Annotated in this window: 24 protein-coding genes and 1 tRNA gene; 5 read left to right on the forward strand and 20 right to left on the reverse strand. The window is 65.1% G+C overall.

Annotated features, from left to right (window positions below):
- The 3 genes from VFJ08_RS14205 to VFJ08_RS14215 form a co-directional block, all read right to left on the reverse strand.
- On the reverse strand, positions 1-970 hold a 970-nt coding region (locus VFJ08_RS14205; protein ID WP_324997883.1), incomplete at its 3' end, for a glycosyltransferase family 4 protein.
- Positions 967-1365 (reverse strand): 6-pyruvoyl trahydropterin synthase family protein, encoded by a 399-nt coding sequence (locus VFJ08_RS14210; protein WP_324997884.1) that lies wholly within the window; start codon positions 1363-1365, stop codon positions 967-969. The genes VFJ08_RS14205 and VFJ08_RS14210, both read right to left, overlap by 4 nt.
- 10 nt (positions 1366-1375) lie before the next feature.
- Entirely contained in the window at positions 1376-2368 is a 993-nt protein-coding gene (locus VFJ08_RS14215) for a zinc-binding alcohol dehydrogenase (protein ID WP_324997885.1), read from the reverse strand.
- A 177-nt stretch (positions 2369-2545) separates the two neighbouring features.
- Between VFJ08_RS14215 and VFJ08_RS14220 the strand changes: the two genes are divergently transcribed.
- Positions 2546-3766, forward strand: coding sequence for a cyclopropane-fatty-acyl-phospholipid synthase family protein (locus VFJ08_RS14220; protein ID WP_324997886.1), 1221 nt, complete (start codon positions 2546-2548; stop codon positions 3764-3766).
- An 18-nt stretch (positions 3767-3784) separates the two neighbouring features.
- Here VFJ08_RS14220 and VFJ08_RS14225 read toward each other — a convergent pair whose 3' ends face one another.
- From VFJ08_RS14225 to gspC, 12 genes are all read right to left on the reverse strand, one after another.
- Positions 3785-4540: a type II secretion system protein N gene (locus VFJ08_RS14225; protein WP_324997887.1), complete on the reverse strand. Its 756-nt coding sequence runs from the start codon at positions 4538-4540 to the stop codon at positions 3785-3787.
- A complete protein-coding gene (locus VFJ08_RS14230) occupies positions 4540-5043 on the reverse strand; it encodes a type II secretion system protein M (protein WP_324997888.1) in 504 nt (167 codons plus the stop codon). The genes VFJ08_RS14225 and VFJ08_RS14230 overlap by 1 nt, the downstream gene beginning before the upstream one ends.
- Positions 5040-6272 (reverse strand): type II secretion system protein GspL, encoded by a 1233-nt coding sequence (gspL, locus tag VFJ08_RS14235; RefSeq protein ID WP_324997889.1) that lies wholly within the window; start codon positions 6270-6272, stop codon positions 5040-5042. The genes VFJ08_RS14230 and gspL overlap by 4 nt, the downstream gene beginning before the upstream one ends.
- 134 nt (positions 6273-6406) lie before the next feature.
- A complete protein-coding gene (gene gspK, locus VFJ08_RS14240; RefSeq protein WP_324997890.1) occupies positions 6407-7342 on the reverse strand; it encodes a type II secretion system minor pseudopilin GspK in 936 nt (311 codons plus the stop codon).
- On the reverse strand, positions 7339-7989 hold the full coding sequence (gspJ, locus tag VFJ08_RS14245) for a type II secretion system minor pseudopilin GspJ (RefSeq protein WP_324997891.1): 651 nt from the start codon (positions 7987-7989) through the stop codon (positions 7339-7341). Before gspJ ends, gspK begins: the two co-directional genes overlap by 4 nt.
- Positions 7986-8420 carry a type II secretion system minor pseudopilin GspI gene (gene gspI / locus VFJ08_RS14250; RefSeq protein WP_324997892.1) on the reverse strand — a complete coding sequence of 145 codons (435 nt, stop codon included), beginning with the start codon at positions 8418-8420 and terminating at the stop codon, positions 7986-7988. Before gspI ends, gspJ begins: the two co-directional genes overlap by 4 nt.
- The gene (gene gspH, locus VFJ08_RS14255) at positions 8417-9022 is read right to left on the reverse strand and encodes a type II secretion system minor pseudopilin GspH (RefSeq protein ID WP_324997893.1); all 606 of its coding nucleotides are present in this window, start codon (positions 9020-9022) and stop codon (positions 8417-8419) included. Before gspH ends, gspI begins: the two co-directional genes overlap by 4 nt.
- 21 nt (positions 9023-9043) lie before the next feature.
- A complete protein-coding gene (gene gspG / locus VFJ08_RS14260) occupies positions 9044-9511 on the reverse strand; it encodes a type II secretion system major pseudopilin GspG (protein ID WP_324997894.1) in 468 nt (155 codons plus the stop codon).
- 44 nt (positions 9512-9555) lie between these two features.
- Positions 9556-10776, reverse strand: coding sequence for a type II secretion system inner membrane protein GspF (gene gspF / locus VFJ08_RS14265; protein WP_324997895.1), 1221 nt, complete (start codon positions 10774-10776; stop codon positions 9556-9558).
- 7 nt (positions 10777-10783) lie between these two features.
- Positions 10784-12334, reverse strand: a complete 1551-nt coding sequence (gene gspE, locus VFJ08_RS14270; protein ID WP_324997896.1) for a type II secretion system ATPase GspE — start codon at positions 12332-12334, stop codon at positions 10784-10786.
- Between the two features lie 35 nt (positions 12335-12369).
- Positions 12370-14508, reverse strand: coding sequence for a type II secretion system secretin GspD (gene gspD / locus VFJ08_RS14275; RefSeq protein WP_324997897.1), 2139 nt, complete (start codon positions 14506-14508; stop codon positions 12370-12372).
- Between the two features lie 29 nt (positions 14509-14537).
- Positions 14538-15461 carry a type II secretion system protein GspC gene (gene gspC / locus VFJ08_RS14280; RefSeq protein ID WP_324997898.1) on the reverse strand — a complete coding sequence of 308 codons (924 nt, stop codon included), beginning with the start codon at positions 15459-15461 and terminating at the stop codon, positions 14538-14540.
- 111 nt (positions 15462-15572) lie between these two features.
- Between gspC and VFJ08_RS14285 the strand changes: the two genes are divergently transcribed.
- From VFJ08_RS14285 to VFJ08_RS14295, 3 genes are all read left to right on the forward strand, one after another.
- Positions 15573-17519 carry an AAA family ATPase gene (locus VFJ08_RS14285; protein WP_324997899.1) on the forward strand — a complete coding sequence of 649 codons (1947 nt, stop codon included), beginning with the start codon at positions 15573-15575 and terminating at the stop codon, positions 17517-17519.
- Positions 17520-18197 carry a general secretion pathway protein GspB gene (locus VFJ08_RS14290; protein ID WP_324997900.1) on the forward strand — a complete coding sequence of 226 codons (678 nt, stop codon included), beginning with the start codon at positions 17520-17522 and terminating at the stop codon, positions 18195-18197. It abuts the gene before it with no gap.
- 67 nt (positions 18198-18264) lie between these two features.
- Positions 18265-18870 (forward strand): DUF2845 domain-containing protein, encoded by a 606-nt coding sequence (locus VFJ08_RS14295; protein ID WP_324997901.1) that lies wholly within the window; start codon positions 18265-18267, stop codon positions 18868-18870.
- A 171-nt stretch (positions 18871-19041) separates the two neighbouring features.
- Here VFJ08_RS14295 and VFJ08_RS14300 read toward each other — a convergent pair whose 3' ends face one another.
- The 3 genes from VFJ08_RS14300 to gloA form a co-directional block, all read right to left on the reverse strand.
- The gene (locus VFJ08_RS14300; RefSeq protein ID WP_324997902.1) at positions 19042-19989 is read right to left on the reverse strand and encodes an electron transfer flavoprotein subunit alpha/FixB family protein; all 948 of its coding nucleotides are present in this window, start codon (positions 19987-19989) and stop codon (positions 19042-19044) included.
- On the reverse strand, positions 19986-20732 hold the full coding sequence (locus tag VFJ08_RS14305; RefSeq protein ID WP_324997903.1) for an electron transfer flavoprotein subunit beta/FixA family protein: 747 nt from the start codon (positions 20730-20732) through the stop codon (positions 19986-19988). Before VFJ08_RS14305 ends, VFJ08_RS14300 begins: the two co-directional genes overlap by 4 nt.
- A gap of 164 nt (positions 20733-20896) precedes the next feature.
- Positions 20897-21409 carry a lactoylglutathione lyase gene (gene gloA / locus VFJ08_RS14310; protein WP_349257024.1) on the reverse strand — a complete coding sequence of 171 codons (513 nt, stop codon included), beginning with the start codon at positions 21407-21409 and terminating at the stop codon, positions 20897-20899.
- Between the two features lie 67 nt (positions 21410-21476).
- Here gloA and VFJ08_RS14315 point away from each other — a divergent pair, with 67 nt between their 5' ends.
- Positions 21477-22730, forward strand: a complete 1254-nt coding sequence (locus VFJ08_RS14315; protein WP_324997904.1) for an acetolactate synthase large subunit — start codon at positions 21477-21479, stop codon at positions 22728-22730.
- 100 nt (positions 22731-22830) lie between these two features.
- Here the strand turns inward: VFJ08_RS14315 and VFJ08_RS14320 are convergent.
- Positions 22831-22917, reverse strand: a tRNA-Leu gene (locus tag VFJ08_RS14320).
- 79 nt (positions 22918-22996) lie between these two features.
- Positions 22997-23665 (reverse strand): response regulator transcription factor, encoded by a 669-nt coding sequence (locus VFJ08_RS14325; protein WP_324997905.1) that lies wholly within the window; start codon positions 23663-23665, stop codon positions 22997-22999.
- Between the last annotated feature and the right edge of the window lie 19 nt (positions 23666-23684).

Below are 23684 nucleotides of genomic sequence, written 5' to 3' on the forward strand. Positions count from 1 at the left end.
GTTCGGCATAGGCGTCGGGGTCCGAGAGCAACCGGCGCAGGGCGTCGGCCAGCGCTTCGGCGTCGCCCGGCGGCACCGCCAGCCCGGCGTGCGGGGCCAAGGTGTCGGCCAGGGCGCCGCCGGTGGTTGTAATCACCGGCAGGCCGTGCGCCAGCGCTTCGGTGACTACCATGCCGTAGCCTTCATAGTAGGACGGCAGCACGAACAGATCGGCATCGGCATAGGCGGCGCTCAGCGCGGCGGGCGGACGGCCGCCCATGAGATGCACGCGCCCGGCCAGACCGTGGCGATCGATGGCGGCGCGGATATCGGCGGCGCACGCCGGATCACGTTCGGTGTCGCCGATACAATCGCAGCGCCAGTCGAGATCGGTCAGCGCGGCCAGCGCTTCCACCAGCACGGCATGCCCCTTGCGCGGGATGAGACTGGCCACGCAAAGCAGGTGCGGTGTGCCGGGGCGTTTGTTGCCGACCGGGCGGACCGGGTGTTCCGGCTTGTCGAGGCCGGGTTCGACAATATCCAGATCGGCGCGCGCCACGCCGTAGGCCATGACCAGCCGGTCGGCGGTGAACGCGCTGGTGACGATCACGCGCGCGGCATGGCCGAGCGCGCGGCGTTCGCTTTCAAACAGACGGTCGGCGAGCGCGCCGTCGATGCCGGATTCGTCGGCCAGGGGATGATGCACCAGGGCGACCAGACGGAGCCGGTCCGCTTCCCGGACGACGACTTCCGGCAATGCGCCGTAAACCAGCCCGTCGACGATCACGATCTCGCCGTCGGCGCGCGCGGCCAGCGCTTCGGCGAGGGCTCGCGCGGCGTCGTCGTCGGCAGCGGGAAAACGTCCGGCCAGGCCAAGGGTTTCGATCGGGCGCCCGCTGCGGGTCAGCGCCTCGGCGATGCGGGCGTCATAAATATAGCCGCCGGTGTACTGCTCCGGGTCGCCGGCGACGATCAGCCTCGTCGGGCTCACAGATCCGCCTCGTACCCGGCCCAGGCGATATGCGACTCCGACAGGCGCACGCCCATGCGGCAAAGGCCGGCGGCGCCGGCGCCCAGCCGGCCGTCGGCGATCGCCCGGCGCATCCGCGTGAAAATCACGCCGGCCATGAACTCGGTCGTGGTGTTGTGCCCGGCGAGCGCTTCGTGATCGTCGAGATTGCTCAGGTTGAACTCGGCCAGGACGTCGCCCAGCGCGGCCGCGGCGGCGCCGATATCGACCACCAGATCGTCGTCGTCGAGTGCCTCGCGGTAGAAAGTCACATCGACCACATAGGTCGCGCCGTGCAGTGCGCGGGCCGGACCGAAAGTCGGGCTGTTGAAGCTATGGGCGATCATCACGTGATCGCGCACGCTCAGGTGATACATGATCGCGGTCTCACGAGGATGGCACGCCAGGATAGACGATTCGCTGGCAAAGCGTGCGATCGGCCGGATCGGCCAGACGCGCCATGACGCCCGGGAGTTGATCGAAGTCCACGTCGCGGGCGAACAATACGTCCAGGCGCGGATCGGCGCACAGGGCGACCGCGAGCGCTAGCCGGCGGGCATGATCCCAGCGCGCCGCGCGAGCGGGCGCGACGGTGCCCACCTGGGTCGCGCGCAACGTGAGCCGACGGGAATGGAACGCGCCGCCCAGCGCGAGCGTGGCGGGGCGCGTCCCGAACCAGCTCAGTTCGATGATCTCGGCTTCGCGCCCGGCCAGTACGAGCGCGGTGTTAAGCCCGGCATCGGTGGCGCTGGCATGAAACACCAGATCGCGTTCCGGCGTGGCCTGGTCGGGCGTGGCGAAGGCCACGTCCAGCGCATCCGCCACCGTGGCCCGGTCGGTATCGATATCGATGAGTTCCACGTTCACGCCCGGCAGATCGCGGCATAGCCCGGCCACCAGGCTGCCGACCACGCCGGCCCCGACCACGCTGATACGATCGCCCACGCGCGGGGCGCCGTCCCATAGCGCGTTGACCGCGGTCTCCATATTGGCGGCGAGCACAGCGCGGGCCGCGGGCACGGCGGCGGGCACGGGTATGACCGCGTCGACGGGAACGACATAGCGGGTCTGGTGCGGGTACAGACAGAACACGGTGCGCCCCGGCCAGCCTATCGGCCCGCGCTCGACGATACCCACGTTGGCATAGCCGTGCTTGACCGCGCCCGGCAACGTTCCGGCCTGGAACGGCGCGCGCATGCGCGTGTATTCGCTGTCGGGAACCGCGCCGTCATACACCAGGGTCTCGGTGCCGCGGCTGACCGCCGAATAACAGGTGCGAATGACCAGATCGTTCGCGCCCGGCGGCGGCAGGGTTTCGTTCTTTAATTCGGCATGGCGCGGCGGCCGGAGCCAGAGCGCGCGGGCTGTCTCGACGGTCATGCTCGGGTAAGATGGCGGAATAGGTCGAGATTACCGGCTTGCCCGGTCATCGCCAAATGCACCGCGCGGCCGGGTCGACAAGCCTGCTGTACTGTACACCCAAGCCGCGCGCATTGTATTTTATAAAAAATTGAATCGACGGGTTCGGGCGGCTGTAGCCGGGCCAGAGGACGGGTTGTGAAGAGTAGTTTGTTCGAGCGTTTCATCAGCCAGGGCACGCTGGTGATGCACCACGCCAACGGTACCGAGACGCGCTATGGTTCCGGCGAGCCGGTCGCTCATGTGCATCTGCGCAATCGCAAAGTCGTCGCACGGCTGCTCGCCGATCCGGAAATGGCCTTCGGCGAAGCGTATATGGACGGCGACTGGTGGCCGGGCGAAGGCGGGCTACAGGCGATTTTCCATCTGTATTTCGTCAATGCGAAGAACTTCGGCTCGAACCGGCTCACGGACCTGGCGCGACGCACGTTCCGCGGCGTGTCGGAGATGAACAATCGGATGCGCTCCGAGCGCAACGTCCAGCACCATTACGATATCGACAACGAGCTCTTCCAGCGCTTCCTGGACGAGGAGATGCAGTACTCCTGCGCCTACTTCGAGCGTCCGGACATGACGCTGGACGAGGCCCAGCGCGCCAAGCTGGCGCATATCGGCCGCAAGCTGTTGCTCAAGCCCGGCGACAAGGTGCTCGACATCGGCTGTGGCTGGGGCGGCATGGCGCTGTTCCTGGCGCGCGAATACGATGTGGACGTGGTCGGGCTGACCTTGTCCAACGATCAGTACGATCACGCGAGAAAGCGCGCCGAAGCGCTTGGTCTGGCCCAACGGGTGACCATTCTCAAAGAAGACTATCGCGAGCACCGGGGGGCCTACGACGCGATCGTGTCCGTGGGCATGTTCGAGCATGTCGGCCGGCCCCAGCACCAGACGTTCTTTAACCAAGTGGCGCGGCTGCTCAAGTCGGACGGCCGCAGTCTGATCCACACCATCGGCCGCAACGGCGTGCCGCCCCGGGACAGCCGGACCTGGATCCAGAAATATATCTTCCCCGGCGGCTATGTCCCGTCGCTGTCGGACATAGCGCCGCGTATAGAGAAAACGGGCATGTCGCTGACCGATCTGGAAGTCTGGCGGCTGCATTACGCCCGCACGCTGGCGACATGGAACGAGCGCTTCCAGGCCCAGCGCGACGAGTTCCGCGAACGGCTCGGCGAGCGATTCTGCCGTATGTGGGAGTTCTATCTGCTCGGCTGCGAGGCGATCTTCCGCTACGGAGAACTGGTCGTCTTTCACATCCAGCTCGCGCACCGTAACGATATCGTACCGGTCACGCGTGATTATCTGTACCGTGAGGACGAGAGCACCGCGGCCCCAACCTCGATGAGCGCGGCGGGCTGAGCCGGCTCCGGGCGTCGCCTACAGCGAACCCCGCTCGCGTACATGGTACCAACCCTCGCTGTCGGGTTCGCCGAGATGTTGTAGGATCTGTTCGAGCCGCGCGTCGGCGCCGGCGCGTGCGCGTAGCTTGACGTTCAGATCGTAGTGCTGGTTGTCGGAGAGCTTGACGCTGCCGGTCAGCGCCAGCGCGCCCTGGCTGTCGACGATTCGTAACGCCACGCCGGTATCGCCGCGGCTCAGTTCGGCCTTGAAGCGCCCGAGTTCGAGCGGCGGATTGAACAATTCCCACCGACTGTTGGTGAGTTGCAAGGTGCCGGACAGGGCGTCGATGTGCAGGTCGTCGTCGAACGCCAGTCGATCCAGATCGAGCCGGATGCGCCCCGATACTGGCACGAAGGTGTAGCCGGCCAGTTTCGCCAACCAGCCGATGGTGGCCTCGCCGTGGATATCCTCGAGGGTGTTGTGGCCGAACAGGCTGCGTCGGACCTTGGCGCGGACGCGGCCGAGATCGCTGTCGACGCGGATGTCGGCCGCCACGCTGCCGGTGAGCAATGCCGCGGGGTGCACATGCCAGCGCACGTTGTCGAGCGCGCCGTGCGGCAGTGACGCATAGGCCGCCCGACCGTTTAGCAGCGTGCCGGATACGCCGGCCAGGCGCACCGGCGTGTCGCCGGCGACCCAGCCCGCGACCAGCGAGGCCGGCAGATAAGTGATCAGGCCCACGACGAAGGCGACCAGCCCGACGACCACAAAGCGCACGATCCGCCAGCTCATCACGAGCCGCCCCGAACCAGCGTGAACCGGGCCTCGACCCGGCCGGGCGCGTCTTCGACGCGCGAGATGGTGGCCTCGGTCGCTATCACGCCGTAGTCGCGCTGCAATGTCCTGAGCCAGAACAGCACGCGGTTGAAGTTGGCCTTGTCGAGCGTGACCGTGGCCTCATCGTCGTTCTGCGGCTGGATATGGCTGACCGCATCGCCGAGGTTGTTGGCCCGGCTGGTGGTGTCGACGATGGATAGCAGCGATTGATCCTGACCCTTCGGCTCCTGGCGCTGCGACGACGAACGCAGCAACTGGGCTTCGTCGCGGATTCCGAGCATCCAGCGCGCCTGATTGGATTCCGCGCTCACCTGTTCGCGCGCATTCGCCAGCGCGCTGTTCAACGGCTGCCACAGACCGTAGTAGAAGACCGCGATCGCCACCACCACGGCCGCCACGGACACCATCGCCCGCTCGCGCGGGACCAGGCTGTAAAACCAGTCCTTGAGCGCGTTCATGAGCCGCTCCCCCGGCTGACCGTCGCCCGGATCTGAACGCCCGACGAACTGGCATCCGCACTTTCCACCGACAGCTGGATCCGGTCGCGCTGGGCAAAGCCGGCGCGTAGCGTCTCGACCGATTGCACGTCCTCGCCTTCGAGGCTCAGGCTGAGTTCGCCGCGGCGATACTGCATCGACTGGAGCTGAAGATCGTCGGTTTGGCCGGTAACCGCCGCCACCGCCTGAACCAGCGGAAACAGGCCGCCGCCGCCGCTGCCGCGCAGCCCGCGGATGCCTTGCTCGGCCTGCACGCGCAGATCGTTGATGGTCTGGACCTCGGGAAACGCGTCGTGGAAAGCGGCGAGCGTCTGCTGATGCAGCGCATCGGCGTGCTGGTCGAGCTGCCAGGTTTCCACCCCGCGGGCCACCATCGCCACCACCAGCCAGATCGCGGCCAGAATGCCGGTGAGCAGCAACGGGCGCCACTGCGACTGGAACTGAGAGCGGCGGGCAAACGCGCCCTGACGCAAATTGAGCCCGGAACGCAGCGCCTCCGGCTCGGCGAGCAGGGCCGCGATCAGCGCGTCGTCGTGCGTATAGGAGACGAAATCTATTGTCGGCGTTTCGGTCGGCGTTTCGCTATTTTCGCCCCAGTCGTTAGCGAGTAAGGCGTGCGCGCGGGCCTCGTCGCGGGCGCGCACGGTGGCCGCCGGCGGCGGTTCCAACGAGGGCGCGAGAATCGGCCATAGATCGGTTTCGCAGGCGAACCCGGCGGCCGGGCCGGTGCGTACCAGCACGCGCTCGCCGATCATCGCCATCTGCCAGCGCCCGGCGTCGGCGGCGCCGAGCGCCATATAATCCGGCAGGATGCGCGTGGCCTCGATACCGGCCGCGTGGAGCGCGTCGCACAGCGCGGTCATGCGTTCGAGATCGATCACCGCGACCGGCGTCTCGCCGTCGCGATCGGGCGCGCCGGCCAGCGCGAAATGCAGCTGTTCGACCCGGCCGGCGAGCCGGTCCTCGAGTGCGTAGCGCGCGGCCTGAAGCCGTCGCGACGCCGCCCGGATGGGCGGTAACGGGGCACGCGTGAGCAGTACGTCCTCACCGGGGATGACCACCGAGATCTCGGCATCCTCGCGGTCGATCGCGGCCGCGAACTCGTCCAGCGTGCCACGCGCCAGCCGCCGCTCGTAGTCGAGCCAGGCCGCCCGTTCACCATCGAAATACAACGCCAGCCGTCGGGCCACGTCAGCTTCCCCAATCCATGCGCCGGTTTGCCCCGCGGCGCGCCCTACCGATCGGGCAGTCTAACGTAGTCCCGGCGCGCGGTGAGCCGTGATACGGCGTAAATACGAACATCGATATTCCTAAAAAGCCTAGGTCAAAAAGCCTGGGTCGCCTGACGGACGACCGTCACCGCGCCTTCGCTGTCGCGGTTGAGCACGCTATAGAACTGGGTGTCGCTGTTGCCGACCTTGATCCGGCCCGCCAAAAGAAAGTATTGGGTCGCCACCGACAGCGATACGTTCTTGAGGTCTTGCCCGGCCAGCGGATCGGCGCCCTTGAACTCCTCCACCGATTCCCAGGGCGAGTCCCGGCGCATCGTCGCAAGCTCCTGGCCGGTCCCCTGCGGCAGATCGGCGATCGATTGCAGCACCGGCGCCGGCGCAGTGTCCACGTTGATGGCGGTGGCGGTCGGTAGGGCGCAGATATACGGCACGAGCCGGCGATAGAGCGCCGGCGTCATGCCGCGCACTGCGCGCAGCTCGCTGGGGCTTACCATCAGTGTGTTGCCGGTGCGATAGGCGGGGGTCAAGCCCAGATAATAGTTGTCTTCCGCCCCGTACGGACGTAACGGGGTGATATCGGAATCGATCCAGTCGTGCGCCGCCTGGGCGATGGTGCGGGCAGTGATTTCGTCGGTGTCGGAAACTGCCTGGATCAGCCGTACCAGCTGGGCCGCCGAGGTTTCGGGATTGCCGAGCACCAGGTTATTGAGATTGAAGCGCCCCTGGAGATCGACAATGCGACCGCTGATCGAGCCGCCGTCGATCGGCAGATAGTCGACCGGCCGGGCCCAGAGTTCTTGCAGCGAATCGATCTTGGAGTGTTGGGCGTCCTCGCGCAGCTTGGTGCCCAGCCAGTTCTCGATGCCGACGCCGTACCACCAGGCCTGCTCGGCGTTCCAGATGTTGCCCGAGCGATGCATGGCGAGCGTCATACGCGAGATCATCGCCGTGCAGATGACCGTGGCCAGCGCGACGATCAACATGGCCGTGAGCAGAGCCACGCCGCGCTGTCGACGCCGCGCGCTCACAGATGGGCTCCGGGCATGGCGAACAACAGACGCAGGCGGCCCCACGAGCGGGTGTCCAGGCGCAGTTCGATGGCTATCGGCGGCGGCTGCGAAGCTTGGCTCGACAGGCTCGAGACGGCGCCGGTGTTTTCCGGCGGCCAGCGATCACGCCACTGCCCGTTCTTGTCGAGAAACCGCCATTCGATCTGGGACACGCCGTCCAGCAGAGCGACACTGACCGGATCGCTGTCCTGCGCCTGATCGAGCACGCGGTAGTACGACCGCAGCAAATGACCGTCCGGGCCGATCTGGTAATGCACGCGCTGCAAGGTGGAGCGGGGCTCACCGAGCGGATTCGACCAGCCGTCGCGGGTGAGGGTCAGCCCGGTGACGGGGCTGCCTATCACTGCCGGCTCGGCGTCGCCAAATCGATTACGGACCGGCCGGTCCACCACCTGCTCGATATCCTGTTGCAGACGCCAAGTCGCCATTTGCAGCATCTTGCTGCGATCCAGCGCGGCATCGATCGAGTCACGCGTATCGATCACCGATACGAGCCCGCCGTAGGCGATCGCCGCCATCACCGCGAACACCGCCATCGCCACCAGCAGCTCGATGAGCGTGAAACCGCGCTGTCGCGCCTCGTATCGTCGAACTGGGCCGGTCACGAACCGTTGTCCAAGGCGCCGCCGGCGGGCGCGTTCTTTTCCGGCTGCTCGTGCTGGGTGAGAAAGCCGCTCAGCAGCGCGATCGAATCCTGATCCGGTTGGTGGCTGTCGGGATCGACCGAATACACGCGGACATCGACACGCCGCACACTGGCGTCCGCCGTGCTCTGGATGTCGGCCTCCCAGTGCCAATGCCGGCCGGCCATGGTTACGTCGTCCTCGCGCTTGCCGGTGTCCGGCCAGTTGGCCGCGGTCTGGTATTCGACTAGCCGATTGCGGGCGACGATCTGCGCGATCGTGCGCTGTTGGATATAGGTCGCGTAATCGGCGTTCTGGGCGCCGGCCGATACGAATGCGACCAGGGCGATGGCGACCACGGCCAGTGCGATCAGCACTTCGACCAGGGTGAAACCGCGCGCGTGCGTCGTCATCGGTCCACCGGTTTGAGCGCGATCTCACCGTTGGGCGCGCCGCTGATCCGGTAGCGCCGATCCACGCCCTCGGCCGACAGCTCCAAAGTGAAGGGCAGCAACTCGCCGCTCGACAGGAACAGCGCGGCCGGCATGGCGAGCTGCTGATCGGCGGCGTCGCGGTTATCCTGCACCGGCGATTCACCCGGCTGACGGCCGGCGATCGGCGAAACGGGCAGCATGAGCGTATCGACCTGACGGCTGTGCCGATCGCGTTCGCCCCGGCTGTTGACGCGATCGAGATGGATATCGTCGTCGAGCCGCCTGGGGCGCAGCGGCGAGTCGGCGGCAGAAATGACCTGCCAGCCGCGATCGCTCAGCCGGATAAAGCGATAGCCATGATCGCCCAACTGTAAGCCGATCGTCTGCCCGGACAGGATCGCCTCGTCCGCGGCGTCCTGCGTCAGCGCGAGAAGACGCCGCGCCGCGGTGTCCAACCGGTCGCCCGGCCCGGTCGGGTTGAGCGACAGCGTGGCGAAAGTCACCACCACGCCGATGATGACCAGAACGACCAGAAGCTCGATCAGCGTAAAGCCGGTCTCGCGGGTACGAAGCGATCTCACGTCGGCGCGGGGCGATCGGGCTCAGGCATTGTTGTTGAGCGTCCAGTTGCCGATATCGGCATCCGGACCGTCACCGCCTTCCTGATTGTCGCGGCCGAGCGTGTAAATATCGATCGGCCCGTGCTGACCGGGGTTGCGGTAATGATAGACGTGGCCCCAGGGGTCGGTCGGCAGGCGGTCGAGATAGCCGCCGGACTTCCAGTTGCGCGGCGTCGGTTCACTGCCCGGTTTGTTCACCAGCGCCGCCAGCCCCTGTTCGGTGGTCGGATAGCGATAATTGTCGAGCCGGTACAGCTTGAGCGCCGAGCCGATAGCCCGGATATCCTGGCGCGCCTTGGCTTCGCGGGCGGCGTCCGGGCGGTCGATGATGTTGGGCACGACGATGGCGGCGAGGATACCCAGGATCACGACCACGACCATGATCTCGATCAGCGTGAAGCCGCTCTGGCTGCGCCGACGCGCCCTAGGCGATAAATCGCAGGATTGCATATCGAAACTCCTCGCGGAATGCGATGAAACCGGACCGGCCGTCATTATTTGACCAAGTCGTTGAGATGGAACACCGGCAGCAGCACCGCCAGCACGATCATAAGTACGATTCCGCCCATGGCGAGGATCACCGCCGGGCCGAGGATGCCCATTACGCCTTCGCGGATGGTCTCGACCTCGCGATCCTGATGATCCGCCGCTCGGCCGAGCATCGTATCGAGCGCGCCGGACATCTCGCCGTTGGCGATCATATGCAGCGTGATCGCGGGGAACAGCTGTTCGCGCTGTAGCGCTCGGTGGATGGCGTCACCTTCGCGCACCCGGGTCGCCGCGCGCTTGATCGCCTCGCGCATCGGTACGTTGGTGACCACATCCGCGCCGATGGTCATCGCATCCAACGCCGGTACGCCGCTGCCGGTGAGAATCGCCAGGGTGCGGGTGAAGCGGGCGGTGTTGACCGAGCGCACGAAACGGCCGATCAGCGGGATACGCAGCACAAAGGAATGAACGCGCCTTTTGAACGCCGGCCGCCGCAGCCCATAGATGAAGGCGACGATGGCGGCGGCCAGCACCAGGGCGAGCAGCCAGCCCCAAGCGCGCAGGAAACCGCTGCTCGCGATCAGGGCCACGGTCAGCGCCGGCAAATCGGCATGCACGCTGTTGAATACGTGTACGAGCTTGGGCACGACCGTGGCCAGCAAGGCGATCACGATCGCGATCGAAACGACGACGAGAAATGCCGGATAGATGAGCGCCGCGAGAATCTTCTGGCGCAGCGCCTGCTGTTCCTCGACATAGTCGGCCAGGCCGTTCAAGACCTCGTCGATATGGCCGGACTGCTCGCCGGCGGCCGCCGTGGCCTGGTACAGCGGGCTGAAACTCTTGGGAAAATCGGCCAGCGCGTCGGCAAAGGTATTGCCTTCGACCACCTCGGAGCGTACGCCCACGATGATTTTTTGCACCCGCTCGTTCTCGGTCTGTTCGGCGACCGCCTTGAGCGCTTCCTCCATCGGCAGGCCGGCGTGGGCCAGGGTGGCGAGTTGGCGAGTGAACAGCGCCAGCTCGGTCACGCTCATGCCGCGCGCAAAGGACGACAGCGAGCGACCGGCGGCGCCGGTGGCGCGTTCGGCGACCTCGTTGACCTCGATCGGCGTCAGCCCACGCTCGCGCAGCTGGCTGCGGATCGCGCGTGCCGCATCTCCTTCGAGCACGCCTTTCTTGCGGCGGCCTCGGGCGTCGAGCGCGGTGTATTCGAAAGCCCCCATCGATTGGTTAGCCTTCGCGCGTCACGCGCAGGACTTCCTCGAGCGTGGTACGCCCGGCCAGCACGTTGGCGCGGCCGTCGGCGCGAATGCTCGGCGTGGTCTTGCGGGCCTGAGCCTCGAGCGCGTATTCGGCGGCCTGCTCGTGAATCATCTGGCGCAGTTCGTCGTCGATGACCACCAGCTCATAGATGCCGGTGCGGCCGCGGAAGCCCGAATGGTTGCACTGCTCGCAGCCGGCCGGTTTGTGCAGGGTCGGCGGGTGGTCCGGGTCGGCCTCGAGGAGTTCGCATTCGCGCGCATCGGCGGTATAGGGCTGCTTGCAGTCGGGACACAGCGTGCGCACCAGGCGCTGGGCCATGATGCCGATCAGCGAGGACGACAACAAAAACGGCTCGACGCCCATATCGCGCAGACGCGCGATCGCGCCGACCGCCGTATTGGTATGCAACGTCGAGAGCACCAAGTGGCCGGTCAGCGAGGCCTGAACCGCGATTTCGGCGGTTTCCAGATCGCGGATTTCGCCGATCATGACCACGTCCGGGTCCTGGCGCAGAATCGCCCGCAGACCGCGGGCGAAACTCATATCGACCTTGGAATTGACCTGGGTCTGGCCGATGCCGTCGAGGTAGTACTCGATCGGGTCCTCGACCGTCATGATGTTGCGGGTACGGTCGTTGATACGGGTGATGCCGGCATACAGCGTGGTGGTCTTGCCCGAGCCGGTGGGGCCGGTGACCAGGACGATGCCGTGCGGCTTGTGCACCAGCGCGTCGATCGCGGTGAGCGTGTCCGCCGGCATGCCGAGCTGGGGCAAATCGAGCCGACCGGCCTGTTTGTCCAGCAGGCGCATGACCACGCGCTCGCCGGTGCCCGACGGGATCGTTGATACACGCACATCCACCGGGCGCCCGGCGATGCGTACCGAAATACGCCCATCCTGGGGAATGCGCTTTTCCGCGATATCGAGCTTGGCCATGACCTTGACCCGCGAGATCAGCCTGGCGGCGAGTTGACGGGGCGGGTTGAGCACTTCGCGCAGGACGCCGTCGACCCGAAAACGCACGGTCAGCCGGGCCTCGAACGGTTCGATATGAATATCCGAGGCATTTTCCTTGATCGCCTCGGTCAGCAAGGCGTTGATCAGCCGGATGATCGGCGCGTCGTCGGAGGATTCCAGCAGATCGGCCGGTTCGGACAGGGCGCGGGCGGCGTCCGAGAGGTCGATGTCGTCGTCCATGCCCTCGACGATCTGGCTGGATTCGTTGTCGCGATTCTCGTAGTCGTTCTGGAGCATCGCGTCGAACGCCTCGGCGGCCACGGTTTCTACCATCAGCCGCCGGCGGCTATGACGGCGGACCTCCAGTAGCGCGCCGGCGTTGACCGGCCGCCGGGCGATGACCCGTACCGCCGATTCATCCCGGTCGCCCAGAATCAGACCGTGCCGTTTGGCGAACGCGAACGAAAGACGCTCGATCGCCGCGTCGGCGGCGGGGCGCTCGGCGATTACCGCTTCGTCGCCGATCGGCTCGAGCCCGAGTTCTTCAGCGTGCTCACTCATGCCTTTGCCTCCTACGGCCGGCTGCGCGACCGAAGCTAAAACTGGTCTCCACGGCGCTTGCCTGAAGGTTGATCGGATGGCGCGGCCGGCTGGTCGCCGCCGCTGCGCGTCGCGGCATTCGCCCCGCCTTTAAAATGGTTGATATCCGGCAACATCGGCCGCTTCTCATTGCCCATCAGCGGAATACGCTTGCGCGATTGCTTCTTTTGAAGAGAGCGCAAGTATTTGTATTTCTCGGCGCTGTAGCGGCTGGCCTCGCCGTCGCCGCGCAGAATAGTGGGCCGGATGAAGTTCAGAAGATTGCGCTTGGTGCGGTCTACGCTGTTATAGCGGAACAGGGCGCCGATAATCGGAATATCGCCGAGCACCGGAACCTGGTTGTGGGTGACACTGAGGTTGTTATCGATCAGCCCGCCCAGCACCAGTATGTTGCCGTTCTGCACTTCGACGGCGGTCTGCAGCGTCCGGCTGTTGGTGATCAGACCGGCCCGGCTGGATTGTTGCGCGCTGGGCGCGATGCTCGAGACCTCTTCATCGATCGTAAGCTGGATGGTATCCCCGGCGCTGATCTGGGGCACGAATGCCAGCTGTAGGCCGACGGTTTCGCGGTCGATGGTCTGAAACGGGTTGGTGCCGACGCCGCCGGTCGTACCGGTCGTGTAGCTCCCGGTGACAAACGGTACTTTCTGGCCCACCGTGATCATGGCTTCCTCGTTATCGCGCGTGATCAGCGAGGGCGTCGACAGCACATTGGTATCGACGTTGTTGGACAGGGCGTTGACCAGCAGCGCGAAGTTCACGTCGCCGCTGGTATTGCCGATGGCCACGTTCAGGCCGCGCTGAATCAAATTCAGCGGCGTGCCGTTGGCGGCCAGGCGTTGCACCGATTGAAACGTATCGGCATCGAGTACGCTGGCCGCCGCCGGCCCGCCGTTTTTCAGCACCGCCAGATTGATCCCCAGATCGCGCGTTTGCTGAATACCGATCTCGGCGATGATGCCCTCGACCAATACCTGACCGCGCCGGATATCCAGCTTGGAGATGATGTTCTTGATCTTGCTCATCTTGTCGGGCGGAGCGTGAATGATCAGCGCATTCGCGCCGGCTTCGGCGATCACCGCAATGCCGTTCTCGTTCTTCCCCGAGATGCTTTGTGCGCCGCCGGAGCTGGACACCCGGCGGCTGAGGCCGCTGCGGTTGCCACCGAAACCGCCGTTGCCAAAGCCGCTGTTGTTACCGAAACCGCCGAAGCCGCCGTTGTCGTTGTCGTCGAAACCGCCCAGACCGCTCAAACCGCGGCGCGAGCCGCCCGACGAATAACTCCGGCCGGTCGCGAAGGCCTGAAGCACCGGTGCCAGGGTTTCGGCATCGGCGTAATTGAGATAGATGACTGCCGTGTCGCCGGACTCCTTCGATTTGGTGTCCATGTTGGCGATGATGTCGCGCAACTTGCGGCGCTCGCGCGCATTGCCACTGATGAGCACGCTGTTGGTGCGATCCAGCGGCACGATATTGCTGGCCGAATTCTTCTTGGTGCCGCCCTGAAGTTTGTTGATGGCGTCGGCCACGTCGGAAGCGTTGGCGTTGTCGAGATGGATCTGCACGACGCTGGAAGTGCCGTTGGCGTCGATGCGCTGCACGATCCGGGTCAAGCGCTCGACGTTGGCTTTACGATCGGAAATAACCAGCGAATTGGAAGCCGAGTAAGCCGCCAGATGCCCGTACTGCGGCACCAGCGGGCGCAGAATCGGCACCAGTTGATCGGCCGGCACGTTGTTGACGTGGAGCACCCTGGTGATGATGTTCTCGTTCCTCACCCGGCCCGAGCCGCCGAAGCCGCCGTCCTGCTTGGCGTTGATCTGCGGGATGATCTTGATCACCTCGCCCGAGCGCACCGCAGCGAAGCCGTGTACGTCGAGCACCGAAAGAAAGGTCTGGTACAGCTCGGACGACGTCATCGGCTCGCTGGACAGCACCGTCACGTCGCCCTTGACGCGGGGGTCGACCACGAAATTGCGCCCGGTGACCTCGCTGACCGTGGCGATCAGCGTGGTGATGTCGGCGCCCTTGAGATTCAGCGTGAACGTCCCGCCGCTGCCGCTGCGCGTAATGCCGGTCGACGTGTTGTTCTGGGCGAGCGCGGCGGCGGGCGCGCAGAGGACGGCGGCGCACATGGCCGCTCCGGTCAAACGATACAGCCATGTCATTGCAGGTCGATCCGCACGGTATGGGTCTGACCGTCGCGCTGCAGCGTGATCGTCGCGCTCGATGCGTGCGCGAGGCTGCCGAGCAGCCTCAATGAGGCCGCCGGATTGTCCAGCGGCTTGCCGTTGATTGCCGTCACGAGTTCCCCACTTTGAAGCCCTGCTTTTTTAAACAGGGATTTATCTGCCCCCGGATAAATCCGGTAGCCCACGAGATTGCCGTTTTGACGAGCCGGCCGCAAGCGTATGTAGTGCGACGCGGTCGCCGGATCCGCCAGGATCTTCTTGCGAATCGTACCGATGCGATCGGCGACATCGCCCGCCACCGTACGCGTAGCCTGATCGCCGGTGCCCGAGTGCGACGAACCGGCGGTGGCCGCAGCCGTCGCGCCGGTGCTGCGCTTGATGCCGCTCATCGAGCGTACCTTCTTGATGCTTTCCAGCGTAAGCGTTTCGTAATGGCCGCTGCGATCGAGGATCACCCGGTCGGCATAGACGGCGTACAGCTTCACGCCGGAGATGATCTGCTGGCCGACCCGGTAACTGTGCTGCTTGCCCTTGGGGTCCTTGATCAGCGCCCGCGACCGTTGGTCGCGGCTGTCGGAAACGATACCGGTAAGCTCCAGATTCAGATGGGTTTCCGGAGCCTTGATCTGCTTCTCGCGTTTGGCCGCCGCATCCTCGGCCTTCGGTTCGCCGAACAGATGAGCGCCGGCAATGGCGTCGATGTCGATGTTCGGACTCGACGCCGCCCGGCTGCTACCGCCGCCGCTGGGCGCGACGGCCCGGGCCGCCGGTTCCGGCCAGACCAGCCAGAACAGGCGGGCCACGGCCAGCGCGATCAGCGCGACGAGGATGAGATTGGCGATATCGGGGGCCCGCATCGCCCAGCGACGCGCATCGCGCGAAAGTTCCATAGCCATGGCGAAAGTCTACCCAATGGAGCGACGGCCGCGTTACACGGAAATTAGTGGAGTTTGTACTTGACTCCGCGCGCGGTAGACTAGCGCCTTGTTTGCCGCCACGCTGATTCGATGTATCTGCGGTATTTCGGCTTCGACAGCTATCCGTTCGCGGCGACGCCGGACCCGGCTTTTCTGTATCTGGGCCACAGTCACCGCGAAGCCCTGGGACACCTGCTTTACGGCGCAGGAGAACAGGGCGGTTTCGTTGCGCTCATCGGCGAGGTCGGCACCGGCAAGACCACGCTGATCCGCGCCTTGGTCGAGAACGATACACCGAATCTGGACATCGCGCTGTGCTGGAATCCGCATCTCGGCGTGACCGAGTTCGTGGGCACCATCTGCGACGAACTCGGCGTGGCTTACGACGCCGGGCGCGACACCACGCTCAAAGCGCTGGTCGATCGGCTCAACGCCCATCTGCTGGAAGCGCATGCGGCCAATCGGCGCACGGTGTTGATCCTCGACGAGGCACAGAATCTCTCGCGCGAGGTGCTCGAGCAGCTACGGCTGCTCACCAATCTGGAAACACACAAGGACAAGCTGCTGCGCGTGATTCTGGTCGGCCAGCCGGAGCTCGAAGACGTGCTCGCGCGCCACGATCTGCGCCAGCTTGCCCAGCGCATCACCGTGCGCTTTCGGCTGCGCGCGCTCGGCCTGGCCGAGACCCGGGCCTATGTCCGGCACCGCCTGGAACGCGCCGGCGGGCCGCAGCATCTGTTCTCACGTTCGGCGATCATGGTGCTGCAAGGGCTCACGCGCGGGGTGCCGCGGCTGATCAACATGGTTTGCGAGCGCGCCTTGATGGGCGTCTACGCCCACGGCCGCGCCTACGTCGGCCCGTGGACCGTACTGCGGGCCGCGGCCGAAACGCTTCCGGGCCGGTCACGCCGGACGCGCTCGCGCCGGTGGCGGCTCGCGCTGCCGGCCGCCGCGGTGGCGATCAGCGCTATTGTGGTCGCGTTGGCCTGGCTGCCGGGGATTCCGTTCACCCGTGCGGCCGAATGGATTCATGGGTCCGGCGATGGCCAAACCAACGGCCAGGTCAACAGCCAAACCAATGGCCAGACCAATGACCAGATGATCGCACAGGCCGGCGCCGCCAAAACCGAGCATGACGCGGCCACGGATGAGACCGACGCTGCCGCAGACGACAAGCAAGCCGACAGCGTGATCGTTGCGTCCGCGGACACCGGCGACAGCGAGTCGAAGGACGGCAAGCCCGAGCCCGAGCGCGCCGATTCGAAAACCGGGAATGACGAGCCGGCGTCCGCTGGCTCGAAGGCGGAATCCTCCGGCGATGCGCCGGCCGAAGCCGATACGAAGCCGTCCGACGCATCGTCCGCCAAGGATCAAAACCCGGCCCAACCGAGCGGCAAGGCCGAGGCGAAGCCGAACCAGGATACGCACACCCTGCCCAAGGGCGATGCCGACATGAGCCAGCTGTTACGGCTCTGGGGCGTGTTCGGAGCACAGGTCCGCAGCGGCTGCGCGAGTTTGCACGTGGGCGATATGCGCTGTCTCGACGACAGCGGCGATTTCACCACGATCAAGCGCTATAACCGGCCGGCGCTACTGGTTCTCGAGCACGACGACCATCACCAGACGGTGCTGCTCGACGCCATCAACGACGACGGCACGGTAACCCTGATCGGCGGCGACGGCGCGCGCAAGGTCGACCAACAACGTCTGCTCGATTTGTGGACCGGGCGCTTCAAGATGATTTGGCGCTCGGATGCCGGCGTCAAGCTCATACAACCCGGCTCGATCGGCAGCGCCGTAGTCTGGCTACGCAAGCGGCTGATGCGGATCGAGGGCAAAAATCCGGACCAACAGGTCGGCAAGCCGTCCCCGGTGTACGACCGGGCTTTGGGCGAACGGCTCCGGGCTTTTCAGAAATCGCACGGGCTCGAGGCCGACGGCATCGCCGGGCCGCGTACCCAAATAATACTGAACGGCGCGGTGCCGTCGCCGGGCGCGCCGTCGCTGACACCCGACAAGTCATCGGAAAAGAAATAAGTGTCCTTTCTCGTCGACGCGTTGAAAAAAGCCGAGCGTGAGCGTTACGCCCACCGGGCGCAGGATATTCATGTGTTGTCCGCCGGCCCCGGCGTGGATATGGCCGCGCCGCGTGGTAATGCCTGGCTTTGGCTGGTGGCGATTCTCGTGGCGAGCAACATCGCGCTGGCGATCTATGTCTGGCGGCCCCGGCCGGCGAGTCCCGCCCCGGCGGCGCCGATAATAGGGCTGTCGTCGCTGGCGGGTTTGAACCCGCTCTTTGAGTTGAGCCCGGATATCGCCTCGATCGACACGCCGCCCGCCCGGGCACAGGATGCCGAGCCGGCCGAGCCGGCGCCGGAGGAAGAGCCGGCCCCGCGCGGACAAGGGCGGGTCACCTACGCGAAGGCGCCGCTAATCGACGATGACGGCGGCGACGCGAAGAAGCGGACCTACTACGGCGGCAACGCCGCAGACATCGTTACGCCGGATCAGTCGGAACTGTCGAACGTGCCCCGGGTGAATATCAACGGCCAGCTCTATAGCACCGTGCCCGGGCGTGGCTTCATTCTGGTCGACGGCCGGCGTTATCACCAAGGCGAACGTCTGGCCGCCGGGCCGGCGGTCGAGAGCATCCAGCCGGACGGCGCGATACTGCGCTATCACGGCCAACGCTACCATGTGGCCGGCCCAGGCTAGGGTCTGTTGTCTTGGAAAGCGCGCTGTCGCGACATCGGCGGCGCCCGGTCGGCACCCATACGCTCGCTTGAACCGACGGGCCACAACGGCCGGTTTTCTGCTCGCGCTCGCCGGGATGTTGCTGCCGGCGATCGCACACGCCGATTCGTTGCGCTGCGACGGCCGGCTGGTCACCAACGGCGACACGGTCGTCAGCGTGCTGCATGCCTGCGGCCAGCCGAGTTTCCGCGATCCATGGTGGGGCAATGCGCCGGCGGGCGGCGTGCCGCCGATGATGGAGTGGACTTACAACTACGGGCCGCGCCGGTTGATGGATCAGATCGTCTTTCGCAACGGCAAGGTGATGTCGATCCATACCGCCGGCTACGGCTTCCGCGCCGGCCGACTACCGCCGAGCGGCAGTTGCGAACCGACAACGATCTTACCCGGGCTTTCCAAATACGAATTGCTCGAAACCTGCGGCGAACCGGTTCAGCGTAGCGGCGGCTATGTGTATTCGCATGTCCTCACCGAAGGCGGGCATCGTTATTTTCTTAATAACGGAGCCCACCGCGTCTATCATGAGCGCTGGATCTACAATTTCGGCGCGAATCGGCTGCTGCGCGAAGTCATCATGGAAAACGCGCGTGTGGTCTCGGTACAGACGCTGGATCGAGGCTTCAACCCGCGCTGAAAATATCTAGCCTGAAAAAAACAATGGCAAAAACTAAAATAGTCCGCAAATAAACGCCAAATAAACGCAAATCGAGATATGTTATTTGCGCCTGTTTGCGTTCATTTACAGACGCAGCTTTACCTTATGGCAATCGATCAATTTTTTGAAATCCAATGCAAGTCGAAACCGTTACGATAGCGCCCGCTTCAACGCTGGGATCACTTCGAAAAGATCTCCGACCAAGCCGTAATCGGCGATCTCGAAGATTGGCGCGTCGGCGTCCTTGTTGACCGCCACGATGGTGCCGGCGTCCTTGATGCCGGCCAGATGTTGAATAGCGCCGGAAATGCCGAAACAGATATACAGCTCGGGCGCGATGATTTTGCCGGTCTGGCCGACCTGCATATCGTTGGGCACGTAGCCGGCATCCACCGCGGCCCGCGAGGCGCCGACCGCCGCCCCGATACGATCGGCTAAATCGTAGATGACGCCGAAGTTCTGTTCGCTGCCCACGCCGCGGCCGCCGGTGACCACGCGCGCGGCGGTGCCGAGATCCGGGCGCTCGCTATCGTGCTCCTCGGCGCGAACGAAGCGCGTATGCCCGGGCAGTTCGGCGGCCACGGCGAAGTTCTCGATCGCGGCCGCGCCGTTTTCGGCCGCCGGCTCGAACGAAGCCGCGCGCACCGTGGCCACCAGCACCCGATCCTCTGGGGCGACCACCGTGTCCACGGCATTGCCGGCATAGGTGGGCCGGTCGAATTGATAGCGGCCGTGCACATGCATGAGGTCGGTGAGCATGGCGACGCCGAGCAGGGCGGCGACGCGCGGCATGACGTCCTTGCCGAAGCTGGTGTTGGTGCCCAGCACATGGCTGTAACCGCCGTCCTCGAGCGCGGCGAGGATATGCGGCGCGGCGGTGGCGGCCATCGGGTGGGCGTGCGCCGGATGATCGACATGCCGGACACGGCGCACGCCGGCCAGACGCGCGGCCTGGGCGGCGACATCGGCGCCGTCTTCGGCAAGCACCAGAATGTCCACCGCGTCGGCACAAAAATCGGCGGCGCAACGCACGGCTTTGCGGGTCGCGACGCTCAGCGCGCCGCGGCTGTGATCGGCGATGATCAGGATCGTGCTCATAACAGCCCTTTGTTCTTGAGCTCGCTCACCAGCGTCTCGGGGGAGTCCACCATGATGCCCGGCCGGCGTACGCGCGGCGGCGTGGTGCGCGTCACGCGCAGTGAGATGTCGGGGGTCACGCCCAGCGCTTCCAGGCTCGACTGCTCGATCGTCTTCTTCTTCGCCTTCATGATGTTGGGAAGCTTGAGATAGCGCGGCTCGTTGAGTCGCAGATCGGCCGTGATCACCGCCGGCAGATCGACGTCCAGCGTTTCCAGGCCGTTGTCGATCTCGCGCGTCACCCGGGCCGCGCTTTCGCCGAGTTCGATCGTCGAGGCGAATGTGGCTTGCGGCCAGCCGAGCAGGGCGGCTGTCATCTGACCGGTTTGGCCATTGTCGTCGTCGATCGCCTGCTTGCCCATGAGGATAATGTCGGGCGCTTCGGCGTCGGCCAGCGCGGCGAATACCCGCGCCGCGGTCAGCGGCGCGACGGCGGCGCCCGGTTCGACGCGGATCGCCCGGTCGCAGCCGAAGGCCAGCGCGGTGCGCAGTTGATCGTCGCAAGACGCGGCGCCGATGCTCACGGCCACCACCTCATCGACCCGCCCGGCCTCCTTCCAGCGAATCGCCTGTTCGAGCGCGATTTCGTCGAACGGATTCACGCTGTGTTTGACGCCGTCGGTGATTACGCCCGAGCCGTCGTCGGCGATACGGATATGGACGTTGTAATCGATCGCGCGCTTGATACAGACCAGTACTTTCATCATGTTCGTTTCGCAATTGAATTGACCGTCGCGGGTGCCGGCCGGCGCCATAGGTTACATGACCCGGTCTATCCACCCGAAAGCGCTATACGACGCCGCTTCACGGCACGAAAAAGGCGGGCCCGCGGCCCGCCCGGTGGACGAATCCCAGGCTCCGGCCGGGGTCAGCCGTGCTCGACCAGCTCGATCCAGTAGCCGTCCGGGTCCTTCACGAAAGCGATATGGCTCATGCGGCCGTCTTCGGGGCGCTTTTTGAAGGTGACGTCGTTCTGGTCCATCCAGTCGCAGGCGGCGGCCAGATCGGGCACGGTGAAACAGATGTGGCCAAAGCCCTGGGGCTCGGAGTTGCCGTCGTGATAGCTGGCGTTGGGGTCGTTTTCGGTGCCCCAGTTATGGGTGAGTTCGAGCACGCCTTCCCGACGGCCGAGGTATTTGGCGCGCTGGGCATCGTCCGCGGGGACATCGTCGCCCTCGGTCGTGGCCAGGAAATACAGCGTGAATTCGGCGTCGGGATTTTCGCTGGTGCGCAGCAGCCGCATGCCGAACACCTTGGTATAGAAGGCGAGCGAGGCTTGGGGGTCGACCACGCGGATCATCGTGTGATTGAACACGAAGCCCTGGGTTTCGCTCGCCACCTGTTCGTGCACGCCGGGGGCGTCTTGGGTATTGAATGCCATATCTTCGAATCGAAGCGTGAGTGGTCGCCATACTATGCATCAGCCGCAAGCTGCGGAAAAACGCGGCGTGATCCCGCGCAGCATCCGTCACGCGTTCAAGGTCGCCGAGGCCGAGCGGCCGGGCGCGGTGCATCTGGAATTGCCCGAGGATATCGCCGGTGAGGCGATCGAACCAGCGCGCCCGCAGAAGCGCGTGAGCCTGCGCCGACCGAACGCCGACGAGCAGGCGCTGGACGTGGCCGCGCGCATGATCCGCGACGCCGAACAGCCGGTGATCGTCTACTCGGCCGGCGCCAACCGTAAGCGCATCACCGAACAGCTCACCATGCTCTGCGAGAACCTCAATCTTTACGCGATCGGCACCCAAATGGGCAAGGGCGTGGTGCCCGACGATCACCCGCAGAGCCTGTTCGGCATGGGCATTCACAAGCACGACTACGTGCACACGGCGATCGACGAGGCCGATCTGGTGATCACGCTCGGCTACGATATGGTCGAATATCCACCCTCGGTCTGGAACGAAAGCAAGGACAAGACCATCCTGCATATCGATTTCGTGCCGGCCGACCCGGATGAATACTACAGCCCGGCGTATGAAGTCGTCGGCGATATTTCCAATACGCTCAGCGCACTGGCGGGCCGGCTCGATGGCCTGCGCTTCGACAATCCGCGCATGACCCGCCTACACGACTATGTGGCCGAACGCCTGCACGTCAGCGAATCGGAATACAGTTTTCCGCCACGGCCGCAGCGCGTGGTGCAGCAGGTACGGGCCATCATGGGCCGCGACGACATCATCAGCCTGGACAACGGCATCTACAAGGTCTGGTTCGCGCGCATGTATCCCGCTTACAGCAACAACACCGTGCTGTTGGACAACGCGCTCGCCAGCATGGGCGCGGGTCTGGCGGCCGCCATGGCCGCCAAGATGGTGCACGCCGACCGGCGCGTGATGGCGATCTGCGGCGACGGCGGGTTCATGATGAACAGCCAGGACATGGAAACCGCCTTTCGTCTCGGATTGAATCTCGTGGTGCTGCTTCTGCGCGACAACGGCTACGGCTTCATCCGCTGGAAACAGGCCGGCGACGGTTTCGCCGATTTCGGCATGTCGTTCGGTAATCCCGACTTCGTCGACTACGCCCGCGCCTACGGCGCCACCGGGTTGCGGCATACCGAAGACAACATTCTGTCCGAAGTGCTGGAGCACGCCTTCGAGATTGGCGGCGTGGTGCTGGTGGATTGCCCGATCGACTACACCGCCAACACCGAACTCGACGATCCGCATATGGTGCCGAGCGAGGTTCTGGGTGAGGCGTAGAGCGCCGACAAGCAGGGCGGACGTCCAGGCGAGCGCGTCCGGACTTGCTTATAACTAACTACAACATATTCAGGTAAGTGGCTGGATATATTGATATTCATGGTGCCGCCGGAGGGACTTGAACCCCCACAGCCCTTCGGCTACTAGGACCTAAACCTAGCGTGTCTACCAATTCCACCACGGCGGCATGGCGCGCATTCTAACCGATCATTCGAGCGCGACACAGCCGTGATCGGCGTCGTGTCGCTTGTTGCCACCGAAAACGGTCAATGCGCGGCGTCGAGCTGGTAGCCCACGCCGTGCACCGTGCGAATCATCTGGCGCGCGGTGGGGCGTTCCAGCAGTTGCCGCAGTCGATGAATATGCCCGCGCAGCGCGGCATCGGATTCCGGCGGGTTGCCGTCCCAAATCTGTTTTTCGATCTGGTCGCGCGTGACCACGCCGGGGCAGGCGCGAACGAGCAGTTCCAGGATTCGGTAGCTGATCGGCGCCAGATCGACCGGCACTTGGCCGCAGTAGACGCTGCCTTGCTCCAGATCCATATGCAGTTCACCGGCGCTGAGCTGCGACAAGCCGCAGCCGCATTCGGTCATCAGCGCACGCAGCTGGCGGTGCAGATCACGGGGTTGCACCGTACGCCGGGCGAAGGCGTGCGGCCCGCACTCCTCGGACGCGCAGGGAAGCGACGATTCGGCCGCCAGCGCGAGCACCGGCGTCGGACGCCCCGCGGCCTGTCTGAGCCGCTGGCAGAAGACATCGACACCGCAGCGCGGCAACGCGCTGTCGACTACGACGATATCGTAACGATTCATTTCGCACAGGCGCAGGGCCAGCGCTTCGTCGTCGGCGTAGTCCGGCTCATCGCCGGCGGCTTCGATGGTGTCCCCGATTTGGGTGGCAAGAGGGATATCGTCTTCAATGATCAATACGTGCATTGCCGGGTCCCGAGTCTGT

Origin of the sequence: Salinisphaera sp. (assembly GCF_035690525.1) — a bacterium.
Lineage (GTDB): Bacteria > Pseudomonadota > Gammaproteobacteria > Nevskiales > Salinisphaeraceae > Salinisphaera.

What these genes read in the sequence shown, in the direction of transcription:
- VFJ08_RS14285 (WP_324997899.1), top strand. Translation starts at nt 15,573, where the DNA reads ATGTATCTGCGGTATTTCGGCTTCGACAGCTATCCGTTCGCGGCGACG.
- gspC (WP_324997898.1), bottom strand. Translation starts at nt 15,461, where the DNA reads ATGGCTATGGAACTTTCGCGCGATGCGCGTCGCTGGGCGATGCGGGCC.
- gloA (WP_349257024.1), bottom strand. Translation starts at nt 21,409, where the DNA reads ATGGCATTCAATACCCAAGACGCCCCCGGCGTGCACGAACAGGTGGCG.
- gspE (WP_324997896.1), bottom strand. Translation starts at nt 12,334, where the DNA reads ATGAGTGAGCACGCTGAAGAACTCGGGCTCGAGCCGATCGGCGACGAA.
- VFJ08_RS14305 (WP_324997903.1), bottom strand. Translation starts at nt 20,732, where the DNA reads ATGAAAGTACTGGTCTGTATCAAGCGCGCGATCGATTACAACGTCCAT.
- VFJ08_RS14325 (WP_324997905.1), bottom strand. Translation starts at nt 23,665, where the DNA reads ATGCACGTATTGATCATTGAAGACGATATCCCTCTTGCCACCCAAATC.
- VFJ08_RS14230 (WP_324997888.1), bottom strand. Translation starts at nt 5,043, where the DNA reads ATGAACGCGCTCAAGGACTGGTTTTACAGCCTGGTCCCGCGCGAGCGG.
- gspG (WP_324997894.1), bottom strand. Translation starts at nt 9,511, where the DNA reads ATGCAATCCTGCGATTTATCGCCTAGGGCGCGTCGGCGCAGCCAGAGC.
- VFJ08_RS14300 (WP_324997902.1), bottom strand. Translation starts at nt 19,989, where the DNA reads ATGAGCACGATCCTGATCATCGCCGATCACAGCCGCGGCGCGCTGAGC.
- gspF (WP_324997895.1), bottom strand. Translation starts at nt 10,776, where the DNA reads ATGGGGGCTTTCGAATACACCGCGCTCGACGCCCGAGGCCGCCGCAAG.
- gspD (WP_324997897.1), bottom strand. Translation starts at nt 14,508, where the DNA reads ATGTGCGCCGCCGTCCTCTGCGCGCCCGCCGCCGCGCTCGCCCAGAAC.
- VFJ08_RS14215 (WP_324997885.1), bottom strand. Translation starts at nt 2,368, where the DNA reads ATGACCGTCGAGACAGCCCGCGCGCTCTGGCTCCGGCCGCCGCGCCAT.
- VFJ08_RS14225 (WP_324997887.1), bottom strand. Translation starts at nt 4,540, where the DNA reads ATGAGCTGGCGGATCGTGCGCTTTGTGGTCGTCGGGCTGGTCGCCTTC.
- gspI (WP_324997892.1), bottom strand. Translation starts at nt 8,420, where the DNA reads ATGACGACGCACGCGCGCGGTTTCACCCTGGTCGAAGTGCTGATCGCA.
- VFJ08_RS14210 (WP_324997884.1), bottom strand. Translation starts at nt 1,365, where the DNA reads ATGTATCACCTGAGCGTGCGCGATCACGTGATGATCGCCCATAGCTTC.